The following is a 19,384-nucleotide window of genomic DNA, read 5'->3' as shown; positions in this document are numbered from 1 at the left end:
ATAATAAATTTAAGAAAAACATGCCCTCATTTGAGGGCATGTTTTAAAGCGTAACAAATGCTTTTTTAATATATCCCTCTTTGTCAATATATTCTACTTTATAAGTATCTCCTAAAACTCCTTTTAATTTTAGGATGTCTCCACGACTTGCAATAGCTATTATTTCTCCTTGCTCGTTTGTGATTTCTGCTTGATTAGTGAATACTTGCAGATAGATATTCTCAAACTTCAAATGAACATACTTTGTGGATTTATTTCCATCGTCGTCATAAGCCGATATTTCAAGCACATTTGATGTAAGCTTTTCAGGATTTATCTCCAATGATAGATAGTAAGATTGGCTGTTAACTAAAAAAGTTTGACCTAATATTTCAACTTTTGTAATAAGATTGTTATCAAAAGCACTAAGAAGCAAAGAGTTGTTTTTATCTGAAATCAAAAATTCTGAAGGTACGTTTATAACAGGACCCTCTAAGATAGGAATGTTTATAGATTCTTTCCTTTCGAATGTTACGGCTTCGAAAAGGCTTATAGGATTATTTTTATAGAAAAATTTGTTTTCTACTTGTTCAGGGATATTAGTGGTATACTCCCCATTTTTTCTATAGGAAACAGAATATCCTTTTTCAAAAATAATACTTTGCAAAGGTATATTATTTTGCTGAAGATCTATAAGGCTTAATAAGTTTCCTTTACTCAAGGCATACAAATACCTTTCATCATTACTCCAAGTTAAATCAACAATTTCTCCGTTGGAAACATTTATAGTCGATTCTAAGTTTCCGTTTTTACTATTCCAAATGTACACATTTCCATCAGTTGTTCCTGTGGCTATGTAATTATCATCGTGGCTCCATTCAATTGCCTTTATTGAAGCTGTAATAATCTCAAATCTTTTATATAATTGATTAAATCTTCCATCCCATAATCGTAAAATCCCTTCAAATCCTCCCATAGAAAGAAAATTTGAATTATTAGCCCAATCTAGTGACCAAATAATATATGGGAATTCTTCGATGTAAATTGTATTTTTAAATTTTGGAAAATCTGATATACTTACTTTTTTATCTAAGCTTGCCACTGCTATTTTAGTTTCGTTGTAATTAATAGAAATATCTTTTATCCAATTGTTATGAAGATTTTCAACTACCTTATAAACACTCAAATCTGGTAGCGTAAGTACATAAACATTATTCTCCCATCCCCCTGCAATTAAAAACTTTTCCGAAGGAGAAATCTCCAAAGTGGTTAATTTAAAATCACTTATCTTCTTATTTTCTATTAACGTACCTTCAGAATTGTAAAGCGATAGGTATCCAGAATTTTCTGAAAGTATCAAATATCCATTTTTTGTTATTTCAAAATCAACTATTTCTTCAGAAAAAGAAAAATGATTTTCAATTATTCCTGAATCAATATTAAATACACCTATTTCACTGTCGGAAGTTAAGTAATAAATATGATTATTATTTCTTATAATTTTTATAACATCGGGTTTTTTTAATTCCAGTAATTTTTCAATTGATTTTGAATAGATATTTAAAGAGTATATGTTAACTCCATCGTTTAAATAAAGAATATCGTTTTTTTCATTACTCCATTCAATAGCTTTTATATTAAAATTATCAGGCTTTAGTTCTTCGAGTATTTTTAAAGTTGAAGAATCAAAAAGGATAATCTGATTATTCATAGTTAAAACAGTAAAATTTTCATTTAATGGTGAAAAAGAGACCTCTCTAATTGTTAAACCTAATGAAAAAGAATTTATTATCTTCAAGTCTTTATCCAATACATAAATATTTCCGTTCATGGAAAAAGCAAAAACATTGTTATTTACAATCGATAGTTTAATTATTGAATAATTATCAATTTCGATGGCTTTTATTTCTTTATTGTTTAAATAATCTATCAAAAAAATCTTACCTGAATGGTCTGCTACCAATATTGTACGTTCGTCGTAAAATTCTGCAACCGTTGGGATCGTGGAAAATCTCCGTTGAAATTCGACCTTTCTTTTGGTAATATTGTATACGTAGACCGTTTTATCTAAGGAAGTAAATATTATTTTATCTCTAAAACTGGATAAAGAGGAAATAGATTCGTCGGTTACGTTAATTTTGTAGTTAAGAAGAGAGGTATCGTTGTTAAAAACTTCTATTGTTCCATCACTTTCGGCGATTATAGTATATTTATTGTCGAGGATCCATTCCACATGCGTTGGTATAGAAGAAGTTGAGTAATAATGGGTAATGCGCTTTTCTTTCAAATCATAAGTTTTAAGGTAATTATTCTCCACAATTGTAGAAATTTCGCCGGTATTTTCATTTACAAAAAAATCAATAATCTCCGAATGTTCAAAATTATTTACTATTAAATTGGAGAAGATGTTTATACTGAAAATAGTCAAGAAAAAAATTAAGAAGGATTTTCTCAAAGCACTCAACTCTCTCTCATAGATTTTTGATTCTCTATTTTCTATTATATAATAAAATGGCCTTAAAAAGAATGCCAGTATAAAAATTAAAGGCTTTAGAAATTAAACAGCGCTGAAATAGCTGGGTTGGGAGCGGGGCGAAATCTTTTTCTCTTCCTTATGGGGCGCTATATATAAAGTTTTAGGCTAAGAGCAAAAGGAGGCTTTAAATTTGAGTGAAAAAGTAAAAATAGTTAATGTAATAAAACAAGATGATAACTATTTCGCTACCATAGAGAATAATCCTTTTTATCCTGATGGAAAAGGAGGGCAACTTGGAGATAGGGGTAAAATTGATTCTGCTGAAGTTTTAAGCACCACAGAAAAAGGTGTGGTCTTAAACAAATATTTAAACCCTGGTGAGTATTTATATGAAATAGATGAAAGAAGAAGATGCGATATAGCTCAGCAACATACTGCACAACATATATTATCAGCTGCTTTTGAAAGAATAGCTTCATTAAAAACCGTTAGTTTCAAGATGGGTGAAGAATATTCTACTATAGATTTGAATGGACAGAATATCGGGGAAGAAGTATTAAATAAAGCCGAAGAACTTTCAAACGATATAATTTCTAAGTGCATAAAAGTGGAAGAAATATTTACGGATAAAGAAGGAGTTCAGAAATACAATTTAAGAAAACCTCTAAGTGATAAAGTAAATGGTGAAGTGAGGCTGATAAAAATCGATGATTTTGATATATCTGCTTGTGGTGGTTTCCATGTAAAAAACACAGGTAACATCAACCTTTTAAAGATAACAAATACAGAAAGAGTGAAAGGGAATTTAACGAGGGTGTATTTCTTAGCAGGTCTTAGAGCCATTAAGGATTATTCACAAAAAGATTTAATTTTAAAAAACATTTCTGCTATCTTGACATCGGGGTTGTATGATTTAAAAAACAAAATAGAAATTCTATTAAATGAGAACAAAGATTATAAGAATAGTATTAAAAAGTTAGCAGAAAAAAATGCATATTATCTTGCAAAAGATTTAATCGAAAAACCGGTGGTTGTGAATAAAAATAAAGTAGTTTACCATAAAAAAGAGGACGAAACAGCGGATTTCTTACACAAATACGTGGATTTAAAAGATTATACACTCATTATTGAAGATGAAAAGAACAAAACCTTTTCTATTTTCTCAAACAATATTAACTGTAAAGAGCTTATAGACAAATTAAAAATGAATAACAATATCAAAGGCGGTGGAAGCGAAGTAAGAGGTAACATAAGCGGCGATATAAAATTCGAAGATATTCTCAAAATATTAGAAAAATAGCCCAATCATGGGCTATTTTATTTTTCAGAAATAAACTTTCTAATTCTTAGATTCAAATATTTTCACGTAAAAATTTTCTATGTTTTGTTCGTTTGTATTGTTTTGAAGTAAAACTATATTTGTATATGGATCATAATTTTTGCCGGGTTCGTATAATTTGGAATTTGGGTCCAAGTCCAATAATCTTTCGATTTCATCTTTTGATAAATGAACGGTTTTTGGAAGAATGTGGATGTCTTTTCCTAATCCATCTTCTATAAATTTATCTAGACTAATTTCTTCATTTTTTTCATAGGAGACATATTTTAGGATATCTATAAATATCTCAGCTGGATACCCACCTGTAATTGCTCCAAAGGGATTTTGCTGTTCGTCAAAGAATACAAAGGTTGGTGTATATCTGGCACCAAAGGCATAAAACAACTGACCATAATTATATTCTTCTCCTTGAAATGTGGCTTTTTCAGTGGTAGGAAAGATTTCAACAAAAACAAATTCTGTGCGTAGCCATTTTTGAATCTCTTCATCCAACAATGTTGTTTCTTTAAATTGAGTACACGCTGGGCAAGTAGGTGATGAAAACATAACTACAACTTTTTTGTTTGTTAATTCGGCAACTTCGAAAGCTTCATTGAAATTTTCAAAAACAAATTCATCTAAAGGGACAGAAAATATTGTAATTACTGATAGAATAAATAACGTTACAACGAAAAATTTTTTCATAAAGTATACCTCCATTTTATAATACACTTATATTGTTAAAAATCCCAAAGGAAACCATAGCACCCACTACTATAAGTAAAATACCACCAATAATTCTCAAGGATTTTTGCCATTTAGGTTCTCCTAAGGTTACTTTAGATAATATTTTACTGACGATGCCACTAAAAAATAGAAACGGGATGGAAATACCCAAAGAATAAATAAAAAGTAAGAGAGCACCTCTCATTGCTTCTCCAGTAGTCGTTGCTAAGGTAAGAATCGAAGCCAATATTGGACTTGCACACGGGATCCATACTAAAGAAATTAGAATCCCAATTAAAAAGGCGGAAAAAAAGGAATTATTTTTATTGTATTTTCTTAGGTCTATATTCTTTGCAGAAATCAAACTTTTATTCATCAAAAACAGAAATCCAAATAATATTATTAAAACACCAGCAACTATGTTGATAACACTTTGGTACCTTGCAAGCATCATACCAATACTACCAGAAATACTGCCTAACAGGGCAAAAAAGAGAGAAAGACCAAGAAAAAAGCCAAAACTCCTTTTGATGACCAAACGAGTGTTTGAGATATCAGGGATCACCAATGCGAAAAAAACGGGTATTAAAGGGAAAACACAAGGGCTGAAAAATGATAATAACCCACCAGAAAATGCTGTTAAAAAACTAACAGAATTTGTAATGGCAAGAGAATTCATAGTGTTAACTCCTTTTCTAAAATTATTAAAAGTTAACGATACCCTACTAGGGTATTTTAATTATATCACATTAAAAGGAATTTTAGCAACAAAGGTGGAGATAAAGATTTCCTGAAGAAGTAGTAACGTTATTTACTCAAGGAAAGCAACAGATAATTAGATGGAAAAACTAGTAGAAGCTTTCTCGGACATATTGTACAAAATAAAGATAAAAGATAATATAAACATCAATAAAGAAAAGATGCTAAAAAATTTGGAATTTCTCTTTTTAAAAAGGTATCAATAAAACTTTTTAGGCAGGAAGTAGATAATTAATTTAACCACTTCCTGCCTAAAAAAGTTCACTTCTTTATCCAGTCGAAAACTTCTTTTTTTGAAATAGTGGCTAAAGCTATGTAGTTATCAGCTCCACCGTAGTAAACGTAGTATTGATCACCATATTCAACCAATGCATCTGAGAATACAACGTTTGGAACTCCTCCGAAAATCTCCCAGTTTTCCTGAGGTTCTAAAATGGGTTCTTCTGTTCTTTTTAAGACCTTTGTTGGATCTTTTAAATCTAAGAGCATAAAACCTAACCTGTAGATAGGTCTGATGTCTTCTTGAACACCATGATACAAAAACAACCACCCATAAGGGGTTTTTAAAGGTGGACCGCCTGCTCCGATCTTTAAGTTATCCCAATAATCTTTTCTTGGAGAAGCAATTTTTACATAATTGTCCCAATGTATTAAATCATCAGAATATGCAAACCAAATATCTGGTTCCAACCTATGAATTAAGATATATTTTCCATTAACTTTTTCTGGGAACAAGGCAGCATCTTTATTAGGACTTTCTGGTAAAATAGTTCCGTATCTTTCCCACATAAAGAAATTCTCTGTGGCAGCCAAAGATATTTTGATATTTCTCGGAGAATAAGCTGTGTAACACATATAATATTTTCCGTTTATATACGTTACTCTTGGATCTTCAACGCCGTACAATTCTGAGACATCTGAAGGTTCAAATACCGGTTTTTCCATTCTATTAAAGTGTATACCATCCAAACTTACTGCATAGCCAATCCGAGAAACCATATCTTCTCCTTGGGCGCGGTACAACATATGAAAAACTTTCCCGTCATACACTACCGCAGGATTAAAAACAAACCTAGACTCCCACAAATGCATTGGATTAGGTCCAAACAATGGGTTTGACAAATGCCTTTTCAACTTCAAATTCAATATATATCCCTTCCTTATAACGACAGTTTTTTAATTGTGATTATTTTAGAGACATTGAAATTCCTTGCAAAAATGCCTTTCTAAATATTATGAAAATGAGCACCATCGGTAAAGTTTGAATCACCGAACCTGCCATTACTGGTCCAATATACGCACCGTACTCGTGATTAAAGCTTGCAAGCAAGACAGAAAGAGGCATTTTATAATAGTCCTGAATAACAATGAGTGGCCACATAAAATTATCCCATACTCCGATGAAAGTGAATAGCCCAACAATGGCTATAACCGAATTATTTAAAGGTAGCATAATTCGAAAAATAATAAACATATCAGAGGCTCCGTCCATTTTTGCAGCTTCGATGTAGTCGTTTGGTGTCCCTCTAAAGCTTTGAGTCATCATAAAAATGCCCCAACCACTCATAATAAAAGGAACGATTAAAGCTGCCAACGAATTCAACAGATGCATATTTCTCATTAATATATATAAAGGTATGGTAAACATGAATCCAGGGAACACCATTTGAAAAATAATAAAATTAAATATCCCATCTCTTGCCTTAAATCTATATTTTGACAAGGCGAAAGAAATTATAGCAGATGTTATTATAACACATACTGTGACGGTGACAGACACAAATAAACTTATAAAAAATGCCCTTATAAACGGTCTATTCATTCTTTCGGCGCTTTCTAATATAAATCTAAAATGTTCTAAAGTGAACCTCGTTGGTAGGAATCTGGTATAGATTTCAGCAGAGGGTTTTACCGATGCCAAGAATAGCCATGCATAAGGGTACAACCAGATTAGAGATAAAAAAAACATTACTATATGAAGAATTACATTTCCAGATTGTATTTTTTTATTTGTCATACTAAATCAACTTCTCTCTCCATAGTTTTCCTTATTACCCAAATCATTCCAAAGCTTATAATAGCTACAAACACTGCCATAGTTGCAGCGTAAGTTGGGTCCATTCTTTGAAATGCTGTAGTAATCATATGCATCATCGGGGTTAAAGTACTTCTCATTGGCCCACCCCCGGTTATCATATAGGGTTCTGTGAATATTCCAAAAGCCAAAGTAATAGCCAACACCAAGACCATTATTATAGAAGGATTTAATAGTGGCAATGTAATTCTAAAAAACTTTGTAAGACTTCCTGCCCCATCTAACTCTGCTGCTTCATATAAAGATTTTGGTATAGCGGTTAACCCTGCATACAGTATCAAGCCATAATAGCCAATGAATTTCCAAATAACAATCAATGCAATGGAAAACATCGCCCATTGTGGGCTTGTAAACCAAGGAATAGTGATACCAAAAAGACTATTTAGGGCTTTATTTATTGGTCCATTGACAGAAAAAAGGTTTGAAAACATAATTGAATAAGCAACTCCTGATGAAACATTGGCTACCAAAAAAGAAAGAGCTACAAATGTTTTGCCAAACTTTATTTTGTTCAAAGCAATGGCAAAGAGTAAAGCTCCTATTAACACAAGAGGAATATAGTACATCATAAAACGAAAAACATTAGTTACTGTTTTCCAAAAAAGAGGGTCGGTTAAGACCCTTGTAATATTGCGAAAGCCAACGAATTGGGGTGATCCGACAAACCTCCATTTAGAAAAAAGAAGTATGAACAACCATACAAAAGGATAACCCCAAAATATTGCCGCATAAATTAAATATATTGAAGAAATACCAAAGCCTTTCCTTGCTTCTTTTTTTGCTAACCCTATTCTTTTACTCATTGTTTTAACCTTCCCTTACCAAAGGATTCTGTTTATAGCCTTAATTGCATCATCCAAAGCTTTTTGAACATCTTTGGTGCCATGCATCAAAGGTTCAATCAATTCAACAGTCATGATATCTTGTACGTCAACAGTTGTTGTAATTGGTGCAGGAGGAACAGCATAGGGGACATATTTGGCATATTCAGCCGCTAAAGGATTTGCCTCCCAAAAATCAGCAAATATTTCATTAGTTAACAAGTCTTCTCTTGCTGGTGGCATTTTGGTGTATTCTAACCATTTCGAATCGAAATCTTCTCTCGAGAATACCCATTTAACAAATTCCCAAGCCTCTTCCAAGTTTTTTGTAGTATTAAAAATTACAAGCCCCTTTGCATCAGCAAAAGTATAAATCGGTTGATCACTTGGATAATTGTCAGGAACTGGTGGCGATGTAATAACAATATCATCAATGACGTCTGGATACTGATTCTCGGCATAAGCGATGCTCCAAGGACCCATCAATGTTCCAGCAATTGCTCCGTTATAAAATGGATCAGAACCTAAGTCTACAGCAGTCCATTGGTTATCAAACATTGTTTTGATAAACTGAGCTACTTCTTGGCCAACTTCGTCGTTGAATGTTGCTTTCATTCTTTCAGTATCTATATATGATTTTCCTTGACCTCCTGCATAGTAATACGTAATGAAGTCAAACCATCTATCCCACCAATTTCTACCTGCAATTACTTGGATGGAATATCGTTCCATCGGTACCACAAAGTTTTTAGAAAATTCGTAGATCTCCGAGTACGTTCTTGGGGGATTATCAAAGCCAGCTTCTTTCAATAAAGAATCTCTCCACCACATCAGAACAGGGTTTGAATAAATAGGTATAACATATGCATTACCGTTTATTTTCCAGCCTTCTATGATACTTCCCATCTTTCGTGTTTCAACAAGTTCATCGAAACCTTCCAATTCATTTAAAGCTACTAATTGGCCTATATCCGCTAACTGTGCCGCAAATCCTGAAAAGATGTTGGTGGAAATATCCGGGGCTCTTCCCGAAGCTATAGCTGTTAGAATAGCTTCTTCTGAGCTTCCTGCTGCAGGAATGGTAGACCACTCGATATCGATTTCAGGATGTAAAGTTTCATATTCAGCAACGACTTCCTTCCAAAACATTTCTTGTTGTGGATTAGGCGCGGTCCAAAAAACGAGTTTTGTCTGGGAAAAGGCAAAAACCGTCAACAATAACACAATAAAAACCACTGTTAACTTTTTCATACTGATCATACCTCCTTTGAATTATGTTACTACCCGATAATTATTTATAATTTTTTAAAATAAGTCATTTTATTTCTTATATTGCTTGATCACTATTCCTAATTCTTAGCTCTTATCGTACTATCCCTTTCGATAAAGGTGGTGAATAACGAGATCATTGCTGGATGAGGATTCTTTTCATTGATCAAATCTATTAGTCTATTTAAAGCGATATTCCCCATCTCAAACTTGAAAACTTTTACCGTTGACAGTTTAGGTTCAGAAACTGAAGAAGAGATAATATCGTCAAATCCAATTAGTTGAATATCTTTTGGGACATGAATTTTTTTCTTTTTTAAAAAATTTAAAATTATTAAAGCTATAACATCATTTGAAGCAAAAATTACATCAGGTTTTTTGGATAAAGATAAATTTAATGCATATAATATACCTTCTGGAGTTTCGTCACACTCAAATGTTTGAGGCAGCAATCCAAATTCAGTCATCGCTGCCGTGTATCCTTCAAATCTATTTCTAAATCCCCAATATGTAAGTGGACCGTGAATATGTACAATCTTTTTATATCCTCGTGAGATCATTTGTTTTATTGTATAATAGGCGCCATCAAAGCCGTTTGAGATTACGGAATCAACTTTTAAAGCAGGAATGTAATTATCTACAAGTACCTTTGGTAAATATGAATTTTCGACTAACTTAGGTAGACGGTCTCCTCCCATTATAAGCAAGCCATCTAAACCTTCCAGTAATTTTCTGTTTCCATTATCAAAGGTTTCCAATTTTATTTGGATGTTGTTTTCTTTTGCTAAACTTTCTATTCCTGCTAAAACAGTTGTGTAGAACTCTCTTATACCAAATGAATCATTCTCCTTGAGAATTTTGTCTATCCTTTTACTAATGACTAAACCAATGTTATAAAAACTTTTTTTGTTGGCTAAATTTCGAGCGATTCTCGAAGGTTTATAATCTAATTCTTCGATAGCTCGCAAAACTTTTTCTTTAGTTTTTTTTGAAACATTGTCTTTTGAATTCAAAACTCTTGATACTGAGGCTATCGATACACCAGCTAATTTTGCAACATCATCTATCTTTGACATTTAGTAATACCTCCATATTGTAAGCGCTTACAAAATAATTATAACATTATACTTAAAGAAAATCAAACTGGGTTATAGCCGAATAAAGTCAATTAAAGGTAATTATTCTCGATTATTTCAAAAAATCTTCGTTTTTCTAAGAGTTGATATTCGAAAAAATGCATTTAGAAAATAAAAATAAGAAAATAGGAGATTTTGACTGTTAAAAGTCCATAATTGCTTCTAATCGAGTTTAAACGGCTATAGTCGACTTTGCATAGATTCTTTTTAGATGCTATAATTATTAAGGAGATTGTAAGCGTTTACATAAAGATAAGACAGAAAGTCTGTTTAGTTTGGAGTATCCCAATAAATATATTTATGAAAGAGGAAAGGAGGAGGAACAAAAGTGAAAAAAGCGAGGATCTTTGTAACTTTAGTAACGGTTCTTCTTGTTACATTCACCCTTTTTGCAGAGGAAAAGGTGTTAAAAGTTTCTACCGAGCAAATGACAAACCTTGAGGTTCCATTTGTGGTGAGTTTTTCTGAGTTGTTGGATTTTGTTGGATATGATTTCGATGCGAACTGGAATTCTATCAGAATAAAAGATTCGAAAGGGAACGATCTTCCCTATCAGATTGTGGATGTAGATCAAAACGGAAGAATTTCTTCTTCAGATTTTCTCCAATTTGTATTTAAGAATGAAGCCAATATCGTTGTCTCGGATGATTGGGATTTAGACTTACTACAATTCGAACCAGCTTTCACAATCGAGGAAAAAGACGGGGAATACAATGTAATAAACAAAAATTTTATGGTCAAGGTAAATAACCACGGATTAGCAAATTTTACTAAATATGGAAATGTTGAAGGAATCTTGTACAATGAACTCGGGACAGCAAGAATTGCAGGCTGGTCAGGTAGCACATACTATGTAGACGGGAAATTAGGCAAACACGTTGAAACAACATCTATGGGATTAACCGTGAAGGATTTAAAAGTTTTTGATCCAGGACCTGTCGCTGTAACTGTTCAGGCTGTACTTTCCTATGAAGATCTTCCTGGTCTCACACAAAATTTAACCACACATATTTTTAAAACTGGTGATGTGTTAGTGGAAAATGAATTTTCATTCTCCAATTACGTGGACATAATGAAATTACAAGTTATGGCTACAGCACCTTTAACAACCGTTGATGATAGTTCTTTGCATATCACTCCTATATTTAGAAGAATGATTTGGTCAGAGCAATTAGGAGTAACTCCATATGAATATTGGAAGGAAAGAGATGCAGTAAAAATAGTTGATGGAAATGCTTATGTTGTTTTTCCAGCAATCGATTCAATGAAGCCTTTATGGTGGGGAGCAACCTATGCCTTTGTTTCTATGGAAGATTGGAGGGCTAATTTTTCTGAGAAATATAGTTTGATAGCTGCCGAAATATTACCCGAGACAGCCGTTGTTTATTCTGACCTTAAAAAATTTGTTTATAATGATTTTTGGTTTTACGAAAGTAGAGAATTTAGAGATGGAATTTTTAGATGGATCCCAGGAGAATTGAATAATTATGAAGCTACAAAAGGCACCTTTGAAGGAACTAATGAAGCTGATTGGATGATGAAATTCAAAGCCGGAGACAAAGTTACTTATACGAGATATTTCTCAATCTATTCCGCAAAGGACACTGTAGAAGCTATAAAATTGCTTGAAGGAAGAACACACGAGATACAAAACTTAAAACTTATTATTCAGTAAACCTTTTATTTCTGCAGCATTTATAAATGCTGCAGAAATATTTGTTAGCACAAAGTTTATAGGGAGGAACAATTATGAATCGGAGGAAATTCTTCATGTTTTCTTTTCTTTTTTTATCTGTAATTTCTTTTAGTGTGCCAGAGATGAATCTTAATCATCTTGAATTTTTAAGGGACGAGTTTATAATAGAAGGCGAGACAAAAATCGGTTATTGGATATATGCTGAAAAATTCGGAGATACATATGTTCACACAGAGGCAAAAGGCGAAGGAGTAACTTGTGTAGATGATGTAGCAAGGGTTGCAGTTTTGTACACAGAACTTTATAAACTTTATCACAACGAATTTTACCTTCAAAGAGCAAAAGAAGCTTTAGATTTTGTGATGGCACTTCAAGATTCTGATGGAGATTTCTATAACTTTATTTTTGATGATGGTAGTATTAATAAGCAAGGGATAACGAGTAGAAAATCAGCAAATTGGTGGGCGGCAAGAGGATTTTGGGCTATCTCAAACGCCTTAGAAATCTTTGATGAGGATAAGGATTTCCAAAAGAAATTAGACAATTCTGCCAAATTAGCTTATAGTTTTTTATCAAAGAGCTTGGATGAGGATTATTTTTTAAATAAAAATTCGGATGTTTCTTCCGTTTTCCTTTTAGGGGTTATTGAATATTACAAATATACGGGGTATGAAAGTGCAAAAGAATTGGCTATAAAAATTGGAGATTCAATTCTTAATACACAGATAAAAGAAGGACTAATGAAGGGGGCGTTCAACGAAGGAACGGATTACCAATTATGGCATAGTTGGGGTAGTAGACAAGGGGAATCTTTGATTGAACTGTACAAGGTAACAGGAAATACTAAATATTTAGATTCAGTAATCTTTCTAGCAGATGAATTCTATCCAGTATTGCTTTCTCTAGGTCCTGTTTATGAAATAGGAAAGTATATAAAAATGTATCCTCAGATTGCTTATGCAGTTGAACCAATAATTTCTACCTTGGTGAAATTATACTCCGTTACCCTTGAAGAAAAATATGCCTACATGGCCGCATTGTTTGGAGGGTTTTTTGAAAGGAACAACCATTTATCTTCTCCTATGTACGGACCAAACGGTGAAGGTTATGATTCTTTACACTCAATATATATAAACAGCAATGCTGGTGCTGAGTCGACAATATCTGCTTTGCTAAGTTTAGTCAGATTAAAAACCTTACCTTCCAAGGTTCAACCATTAACTTTGTCTAAAATAGTTAGTGGTCGAGAAACGCTAATATTCGAAGCTGAAAAAATGGATACGGGCATTTATTATTTTGAATTGGATAATACCAATAATATCCGGATTAAAACTGAGGAAAGCATAAGGATAAGACAAAAAATTGACAATTTTTATTCTGGTGAATATGAAGTTTACATATCCGGGTCTTTTGATTCTAAAACCTACGTTAAAGCTTCTTCTGAAGATAATTCAACAGATAAAAACTTAGATCCAAATGAGGGCATCATGTACGTTGGGAACTTAAATATGGAGGAAAATCAAATTATTTTGTACTTAAAACCTGAAAGTGGTTTTATTCACATTGATCAAGTTATTTTGAAACCAATTGATCCCATTTTTATATTTGACTTTGACCAATTTTATTATGAATTCTCAAAGGGCAAAATTGTAAAAACAGCTTATGAAACAACAACAGAAGAAAGTTTATATACTCAAACCGCGCAAGTTGAAGGTGTTTTTATTGACAATAGCTTTTTATTGACTATAGAAGAGCTATTTAACAACGACGGTATAGTAAGTTTTTCCGACAGAAAATCCGGCAATTTTGATAATTACGATGGAATAATAGGGGCAAAATACCCATCAGAGGAGCTTATAAAATATTTAACGAATAATGTGTTCTTTTATGAAAAGGAAGATGTTTATTTTAAATTTAAAATTGATGGAAAAGACAACCTAATACTAACTTCTCAAGTTATAAATCTAAAAGATATAGAAAAAATATCTGATTACATGTACATTGTAGGAGCGAGCGACCATGGAAATTATACAGGTAAAGTAATGATCCTTTACCAAGATGGATCAACTCAAGAAGTGAACATTGCCTTTTCCGATTGGTGCCAGACTCCAATTTATGGTGAAACTGTTCTTTTGGAATTTGGTTATAGATACGATAGCTTAGGAATAACAGAAAATATAAATCCGAAAATGTACTTGTTGAAGATTCCTTTAAAATCTACGCCTGTGCAATCTATCTTTTTGCCTCAAATTCCAACGATGCATATCTTCGCCATATCTTTAAAGTGAATTCGATTTAAGAGCCCACTTATACTTTTTGAAAATAGAAAGATGAAACTCATTAATGAATAATCGATTCTTATTCAAAAAAAGACTTGGGAGTATCCCAAGTCTTTTCTAAAGGATCATATCTTTTTTGATGACACTTCCATCAATGTCGTATATTTCGAAATGGATCTTTTTTATTTTTAAGATATTTGTTGGATCGTATGTTTTCACATCTATTTTGAAATCATTACCTACTTTTGTTATATCTATCTTTAAATTACCAAACTCACCTTTTGTAAAGTTGTAAGTGGTTCCATCGTCATCATAATAATTGTAAATAGCGTGATCGCTTACCAAACCAATAACTGTTAGTTCTGTAATTTCTTTTTCACCAACATAATTCATAGGTTCGGAAAGAAGTATTAAGTTATTTTCTTTTATGAAGAGAGGAATTTCGTTTAAATCTGCCTCAATGTAATAATCTCCTGGCTCATAAACTTTCATATTTCTTTCTTCGTATTTAGAAGCCGTCCAATTTAACCAATTCACTTCCGGCAAGTGTACATATCTTCCCTTTTTGTTTTGTTCGTGAACCGGTGCCACCATCAAAGAATCTCCGTACATGTATTGATCTTCTATATCTTTCACCCTATCCCCTTCAAATACAAAAGATAACGGTTTTACAAATGGAACCGATTCTTTCACGGAGTTCATATATTCTGAGTAAGTATACGGTAGAAAAGCGTATCTGAGCCTTACTATATCCCTCATGATGTTCAATGATTCTTCATCGAACTGCCAAGGTTCTTGAGGCCTTGTATTTAGTGCAGTATGGTTTCGATAAAAAGGTGTGAACGCACCTAACTCCATCCATCTTATGACTAATTCGGCAGATGAATCTGCTCCAAAGCCACCAACATCAGCTCCCGTATAGAAAAATCCCATCATGTTTAAAGATTGCAGCATTCTTATATTAACAAGCATATGTTCCCACCAAGATTTATTATCTCCCATCCATATTGAAGCCATCCTGTGAAGACCAGGATAACTGCTTCTTGACAGTAGCAAGTATCTTTCATTCGGTAATAACTCTTTAAGCTCATCCGCAGTTGCTTTTGTCATGTTGAATCCGTATAAGTTATGAACCGTATCGTGATTTATTAAACTACCGTTGTCTAGTTTGTGGTAAAAACTTATATAATCTTCTCTGTTACTGGCTATGTTCAAAAGTGTTTCTCTTGCCAAGAAAACTTCTATACCAGCATTTTCCTTATTTTCCTCTAAATATTTTAACATTTCCAAAAGATTGTCTAAACCTTTAGGAGTATAAAATATTGAAGGTTCGTTCATATCGTTCCAAAAGCCTTTTATTCCCATATCTGTAAAGAGTTTATACTTCTTACCCCACCATCTTCTAACTTCTGAGTTCAAAAAGTTTGGAAAGTGCGTGGGCCCTGGCCAGACAGCTGCAACAAAGTTATTACCGTTTTCATCCACGCAGAAAAAGCCTTTTTCCTTACCTTCTTCGTACATTTCATAATCCTTTTCTATTTTTACTCCAGGGTCTATAATCGGTATAATTCTTATTCCCATTTCTTTTAGGTCTTTTACCATCCCTTCGTAGTTAGGAAATTTTTCTTTGTTTATGGTGAAAACCTTGTAACTATCCATGTAATCTATATCGGTGTAAATGACATCACAGGGTATTCCAGTTTCTCTGAATTTTTTTGCTACATTTCTAACTTCCTCTTCAGAGAAGTAACTCCACTTTGATTGCTGAAACCCAAAGGCCCATTTTGGAGGGATATAAGGTTTCCCAGTTAAATCAAAGTATTCCTTTATTATGGATAGCTTTTCATCAGAATCAAAGATATACAAATCAAAATCTTTTGAAGGGAGGGTTATCTGTAAAATATCTTTATCTGTGAATCCTATGTCAAATATTATTTCAGAAGGATAATCAATGAACAATCCGAAAGTTTTTTTCCCATCCAAGATCATAAAAGGATGAGAACCGTATAAAGACATTTTGTCAGGGGTGTGTTCGGGATCATCCGTGTTGTAGAATCTATAAATTTTACCTCTTTTGTTCAATGCCCCAAGAGTTTCTCCTAATCCATATACAACATCTTCTTTTGACATCTTGTATATGAAATTTATTTTGTTGTCTTCTTCTTCAACTTGAAAATATGGGATAGTATCGTTTTGTTGAAAATCTTTGCTTTCTAAGTCAACTATCACCGCCCCAGTTTTAAAAGGTTTGCCGCTTCTGTACAAAGTAGTGTATTGTGTTAACTGCGTCTTTGCGAACATAGATAAATCCTCCTCAAATTTTTATTCTAATTCTATCAGAATAGTTGACCAATATTCAAGTATTGGGACTTTTACAATTAACCCATTTTCTTTTTCTAAAAAATCTATTTTTGAAAAAAATAACTGATTATCAGCTGAAGCAAAATATACATTTTTAATATTGTTTAAAGGGATAAAAATTTCTATATCATTGATTGTATTGGGTTTTTTTGTTTTCATTCTCCAAAAGTCTGTGCTTGTCCCTACAAAATTGACAAGATTAATGAAAACATACTTAGAGTTCATCTTAACATTGTACCATATAGAATCATTTTTTGGGTTTAAAGATAAATTATTTCCTTTTAATTCTACTTCTTTTTCTAAGATATCAAATAATTCTTCATATCTTACTTGGTAATCATAGTAATTCCTGAGTTTATTTAGTAAATCTTGACTTACAATATCTGCGTCGCCAGGGAAATAAGGCCCTCCGAGTATTAACAAATATTCTCCCATTTCTAATCTTCTTCCACCACTTATTGCAATAACCGCATCAGTCAAAATAATATTTTCTTCAAAAGAGGGATTGATGTAGGCAGCAGTTATGACATCCTTTTTGCTTCTTTCCTTAGCTTCTTTGATCATTTTGTACATATCTTCATATGTATTACATGATTCCCAAGGTTCTATATAAATCGCATCTGCTTGAGATTGTATTTCCTTGGGCCAATTATTAACATAATTAAAGATTACCGGAGCTTCTGTTTGTTGTTTCAATTCATTTATGAATTCCTTAAAACCTTTAGATGTTATGTAAGGTTTATATTCGTTATTTTCTAAGTAAAAAGATGCATTATCTTTAGGGTATCCATATTGATCTAAATGTATTCCATCAAATCCAAAATTTAAAGTTTCTTTACATTGTTGTATAAGAAATTTTGTCCAACCCGAATCTTGATAAGTATTTGTGATTAAAATTTTTTGATAAAAGTCAACCGGTTCATAATTCTCACCTTTTATTTCGTATAACAACCACTCGGGATGGTCTAAGCCAAGATTTCTTTCTACACCGTAAATAGGGACATAAGCCATAGAAAAAATATTTTTTTCATGTCCTTCTCTAATTAAATCTTTTAAAACAGAATTTGATATATTTCTTTCTCTATTCCAGGCATCTTTGTAATTTTTTTCTTTAGAAACTAGATATCCATAGTCATACATCCAATCATAATATTGCAAAGAGTTGATATGATATTGGGCTAAATAATCCATCGTTTTTTCGGCGTTAAATCTTCCTTCGCCAAAATCTGTTAAAAACCCATAGCGAGGTGACTCAGTCCATGAATTTAAAATCGAAAGGCCCCTGCTTAAGATCAGATTATCATTTACATAAAAGTCTAATCCATACCCTCCAACTTTAGAAGGAGCTTTTAAAGATATTTGCATGATTTCTTCCACTTTAGATATGTTCATACTTAATTCATTAATTGTTTGAATATCTTTAGTTATAACAATTTTAATTTTTTTAGTTTCGTTAGGAAGATTCAACAACCTTAGATTTATAGAATCATTTGGATAATAAAATGATTTATCAAACAAAATGTCCATACTTTCACCTCCAAATATAGATACGAACAAAAGTAAGATATAAAAGTTTAAAAATATGATTTTCTTTTGCAATTAAAAGTCTCTCCTTTCAAAGTTTTAAACCTCCTTCAGAAACTGATTGTATAAAATACTTTTGAAATAGGACATAAACTACTAGTACAGGGGCCAAAGAAATCATAGTTCCTGCAAATAAAACATTCCATTGAACGCTAAATTGACCTTTGAAAGTCATTATACCGATAGGTAATGTCCAATTGTTCTTTGAAGTTAATATCAAAGATGGCCAAAAATAGTCATCCCATATTCCCAAAAAAGACATTATAGTTAACGCTCCTACAGAAGGGAGAGCTTGTGGGAAAACTATATAAATAAATCTCTGCCAGGCATTGGCTCCATCCAATTCTGCACTTTCTTCGTATTCAACAGGCATAGCTTCAAAAAATCCCCTTAAGAAAAAGGCGTTGAACGCAATTCCTCCTATTCCTCCTGTTAAAATAAGTGTAATTTTGTTGTCCATCAACCATCTTATTTTACTAACAATGTCGAATTGAGGAATTATGAGAAGTAATCCGGGTACAGCTAAAGTAGCGATTAGAAGGGAGAAAAAAGTTTCTTTTCCCGGAAAATTATACCTTGCAAATCCATATGCCGTTAAAGTGGATAAGAGAACATTCAAAATAATTGCAGGAAGCGTTATGGTAACGCTATTTATAAAGTATCTGGCAAAATCTGCTTCTTTCCAGACAGTTATATAATTTTGGAATGTAGCAGGCTTAGGGATTAATTGTGGTGGAACGGTGAAAATATAACCTGTTTCCTTTAAGGAAGTTATAAACATGTAATAAAATGGGAAAGTCATTATTATGGCTCCTAAAATTAAAATACAAAAAACAATTATATTAATTATTTTTTTTGAGTTTTTTCTTTGCATTTTTTCACCTC

16 protein-coding genes are annotated in these 19,384 nt (G+C 32.5%); 5 read left to right on the top strand and 11 right to left on the bottom strand.

All coding sequences use genetic code 11. The features are described from left to right. Positions 1-43: 43 nt before the first annotated feature. Positions 44-2,407: a WD40 repeat domain-containing protein gene (locus ACW9JY_RS04830; protein ID WP_457283575.1), complete on the bottom strand. Its 2,364-nt coding sequence runs from the start codon at positions 2,405-2,407 to the stop codon at positions 44-46. A gap of 238 nt (positions 2,408-2,645) precedes the next feature. On the opposite strand from ACW9JY_RS04830, the gene ACW9JY_RS04825 reads away from it, so the two are divergent. Further along, positions 2,646-3,755 (top strand): alanyl-tRNA editing protein, encoded by a 1,110-nt coding sequence (locus ACW9JY_RS04825; RefSeq protein ID WP_103078113.1) that lies wholly within the window; start codon positions 2,646-2,648, stop codon positions 3,753-3,755. 39 nt (positions 3,756-3,794) lie between these two features. Here the strand turns inward: ACW9JY_RS04825 and ACW9JY_RS04820 are convergent, their stop codons facing one another. Further along, positions 3,795-4,478, bottom strand: coding sequence for a thioredoxin family protein (locus ACW9JY_RS04820; protein ID WP_169926251.1), 684 nt, complete (start codon positions 4,476-4,478; stop codon positions 3,795-3,797). A gap of 16 nt (positions 4,479-4,494) precedes the next feature. After that, a complete protein-coding gene (locus ACW9JY_RS04815; RefSeq protein WP_457283586.1) occupies positions 4,495-5,085 on the bottom strand; it encodes a cytochrome c biogenesis CcdA family protein in 591 nt (196 codons plus the stop codon). Here ACW9JY_RS04815 and ACW9JY_RS04810 point away from each other — a divergent pair. Continuing rightward, entirely contained in the window at positions 5,030-5,293 is a 264-nt protein-coding gene (locus ACW9JY_RS04810; RefSeq protein WP_457283589.1) for a hypothetical protein, read from the top strand. The two genes, ACW9JY_RS04815 and ACW9JY_RS04810, sit on opposite strands and share 56 nt — an antisense overlap. A gap of 45 nt (positions 5,294-5,338) precedes the next feature. Beyond that, the gene (locus ACW9JY_RS04805) at positions 5,339-5,464 is read left to right on the top strand and encodes a hypothetical protein (protein WP_281256294.1); all 126 of its coding nucleotides are present in this window, start codon (positions 5,339-5,341) and stop codon (positions 5,462-5,464) included. 55 nt (positions 5,465-5,519) lie between these two features. On the opposite strand, the gene ACW9JY_RS04800 is transcribed toward ACW9JY_RS04805, so the two are convergent. From ACW9JY_RS04800 to ACW9JY_RS04780, 5 genes are all read right to left on the bottom strand, one after another. Next, on the bottom strand, positions 5,520-6,404 hold the full coding sequence (locus tag ACW9JY_RS04800) for a glycoside hydrolase family 130 protein (protein WP_103078110.1): 885 nt from the start codon (positions 6,402-6,404) through the stop codon (positions 5,520-5,522). A gap of 40 nt (positions 6,405-6,444) precedes the next feature. Continuing rightward, positions 6,445-7,275: a carbohydrate ABC transporter permease gene (locus tag ACW9JY_RS04795; protein ID WP_103078109.1), complete on the bottom strand. Its 831-nt coding sequence runs from the start codon at positions 7,273-7,275 to the stop codon at positions 6,445-6,447. Continuing rightward, positions 7,272-8,156, bottom strand: a complete 885-nt coding sequence (locus tag ACW9JY_RS04790; RefSeq protein WP_103078108.1) for a carbohydrate ABC transporter permease — start codon at positions 8,154-8,156, stop codon at positions 7,272-7,274. The genes ACW9JY_RS04795 and ACW9JY_RS04790 overlap by 4 nt, the downstream gene beginning before the upstream one ends. A gap of 15 nt (positions 8,157-8,171) precedes the next feature. Further along, positions 8,172-9,425, bottom strand: a complete 1,254-nt coding sequence (locus tag ACW9JY_RS04785; RefSeq protein ID WP_103078107.1) for an extracellular solute-binding protein — start codon at positions 9,423-9,425, stop codon at positions 8,172-8,174. Positions 9,426-9,523: 98 nt separating this feature from the next. Continuing rightward, positions 9,524-10,519, bottom strand: coding sequence for a LacI family DNA-binding transcriptional regulator (locus ACW9JY_RS04780; protein ID WP_103078106.1), 996 nt, complete (start codon positions 10,517-10,519; stop codon positions 9,524-9,526). Between the two features lie 388 nt (positions 10,520-10,907). Here ACW9JY_RS04780 and ACW9JY_RS04775 point away from each other — a divergent pair, with 388 nt between their 5' ends. After that, complete coding sequence (locus ACW9JY_RS04775; protein WP_103078105.1) at positions 10,908-12,254, top strand: hypothetical protein; 1,347 nt, start codon at positions 10,908-10,910, stop codon at positions 12,252-12,254. A 74-nt stretch (positions 12,255-12,328) separates the two neighbouring features. Further along, positions 12,329-14,563, top strand: a complete 2,235-nt coding sequence (locus tag ACW9JY_RS04770) for a hypothetical protein (RefSeq protein ID WP_457283574.1) — start codon at positions 12,329-12,331, stop codon at positions 14,561-14,563. A gap of 108 nt (positions 14,564-14,671) precedes the next feature. Here ACW9JY_RS04770 and ACW9JY_RS04765 read toward each other — a convergent pair whose 3' ends face one another. From ACW9JY_RS04765 to ACW9JY_RS04755, 3 genes are all read right to left on the bottom strand, one after another. Further along, positions 14,672-16,855 (bottom strand): TIM-barrel domain-containing protein, encoded by a 2,184-nt coding sequence (locus ACW9JY_RS04765; RefSeq protein WP_103078103.1) that lies wholly within the window; start codon positions 16,853-16,855, stop codon positions 14,672-14,674. A gap of 21 nt (positions 16,856-16,876) precedes the next feature. Further along, the gene (locus tag ACW9JY_RS04760) at positions 16,877-18,442 is read right to left on the bottom strand and encodes a glycoside hydrolase family 66 protein (protein ID WP_146026610.1); all 1,566 of its coding nucleotides are present in this window, start codon (positions 18,440-18,442) and stop codon (positions 16,877-16,879) included. An 88-nt stretch (positions 18,443-18,530) separates the two neighbouring features. Next, positions 18,531-19,373 carry a carbohydrate ABC transporter permease gene (locus ACW9JY_RS04755; protein ID WP_103078101.1) on the bottom strand — a complete coding sequence of 281 codons (843 nt, stop codon included), beginning with the start codon at positions 19,371-19,373 and terminating at the stop codon, positions 18,531-18,533. Between the last annotated feature and the right edge of the window lie 11 nt (positions 19,374-19,384).

The sequence above is a fragment of the Petrotoga sp. DB-2 genome (assembly GCF_054051725.1).
This window is presented reverse-complemented; position numbering and strand designations above follow the sequence as displayed.

What these genes read in the sequence shown, in the direction of transcription:
- ACW9JY_RS04820 (WP_169926251.1), bottom strand. Translation starts at nt 4,478, where the DNA reads ATGAAAAAATTTTTCGTTGTAACGTTATTTATTCTATCAGTAATTACA.
- ACW9JY_RS04760 (WP_146026610.1), bottom strand. Translation starts at nt 18,442, where the DNA reads ATGGACATTTTGTTTGATAAATCATTTTATTATCCAAATGATTCTATA.
- ACW9JY_RS04780 (WP_103078106.1), bottom strand. Translation starts at nt 10,519, where the DNA reads ATGTCAAAGATAGATGATGTTGCAAAATTAGCTGGTGTATCGATAGCC.
- ACW9JY_RS04785 (WP_103078107.1), bottom strand. Translation starts at nt 9,425, where the DNA reads ATGAAAAAGTTAACAGTGGTTTTTATTGTGTTATTGTTGACGGTTTTT.
- ACW9JY_RS04755 (WP_103078101.1), bottom strand. Translation starts at nt 19,373, where the DNA reads ATGCAAAGAAAAAACTCAAAAAAAATAATTAATATAATTGTTTTTTGT.
- ACW9JY_RS04810 (WP_457283589.1), top strand. Translation starts at nt 5,030, where the DNA reads ATGACCAAACGAGTGTTTGAGATATCAGGGATCACCAATGCGAAAAAA.
- ACW9JY_RS04805 (WP_281256294.1), top strand. Translation starts at nt 5,339, where the DNA reads ATGGAAAAACTAGTAGAAGCTTTCTCGGACATATTGTACAAAATAAAG.
- ACW9JY_RS04770 (WP_457283574.1), top strand. Translation starts at nt 12,329, where the DNA reads ATGAATCGGAGGAAATTCTTCATGTTTTCTTTTCTTTTTTTATCTGTA.
- ACW9JY_RS04795 (WP_103078109.1), bottom strand. Translation starts at nt 7,275, where the DNA reads ATGACAAATAAAAAAATACAATCTGGAAATGTAATTCTTCATATAGTA.
- ACW9JY_RS04790 (WP_103078108.1), bottom strand. Translation starts at nt 8,156, where the DNA reads ATGAGTAAAAGAATAGGGTTAGCAAAAAAAGAAGCAAGGAAAGGCTTT.
- ACW9JY_RS04765 (WP_103078103.1), bottom strand. Translation starts at nt 16,855, where the DNA reads ATGTTCGCAAAGACGCAGTTAACACAATACACTACTTTGTACAGAAGC.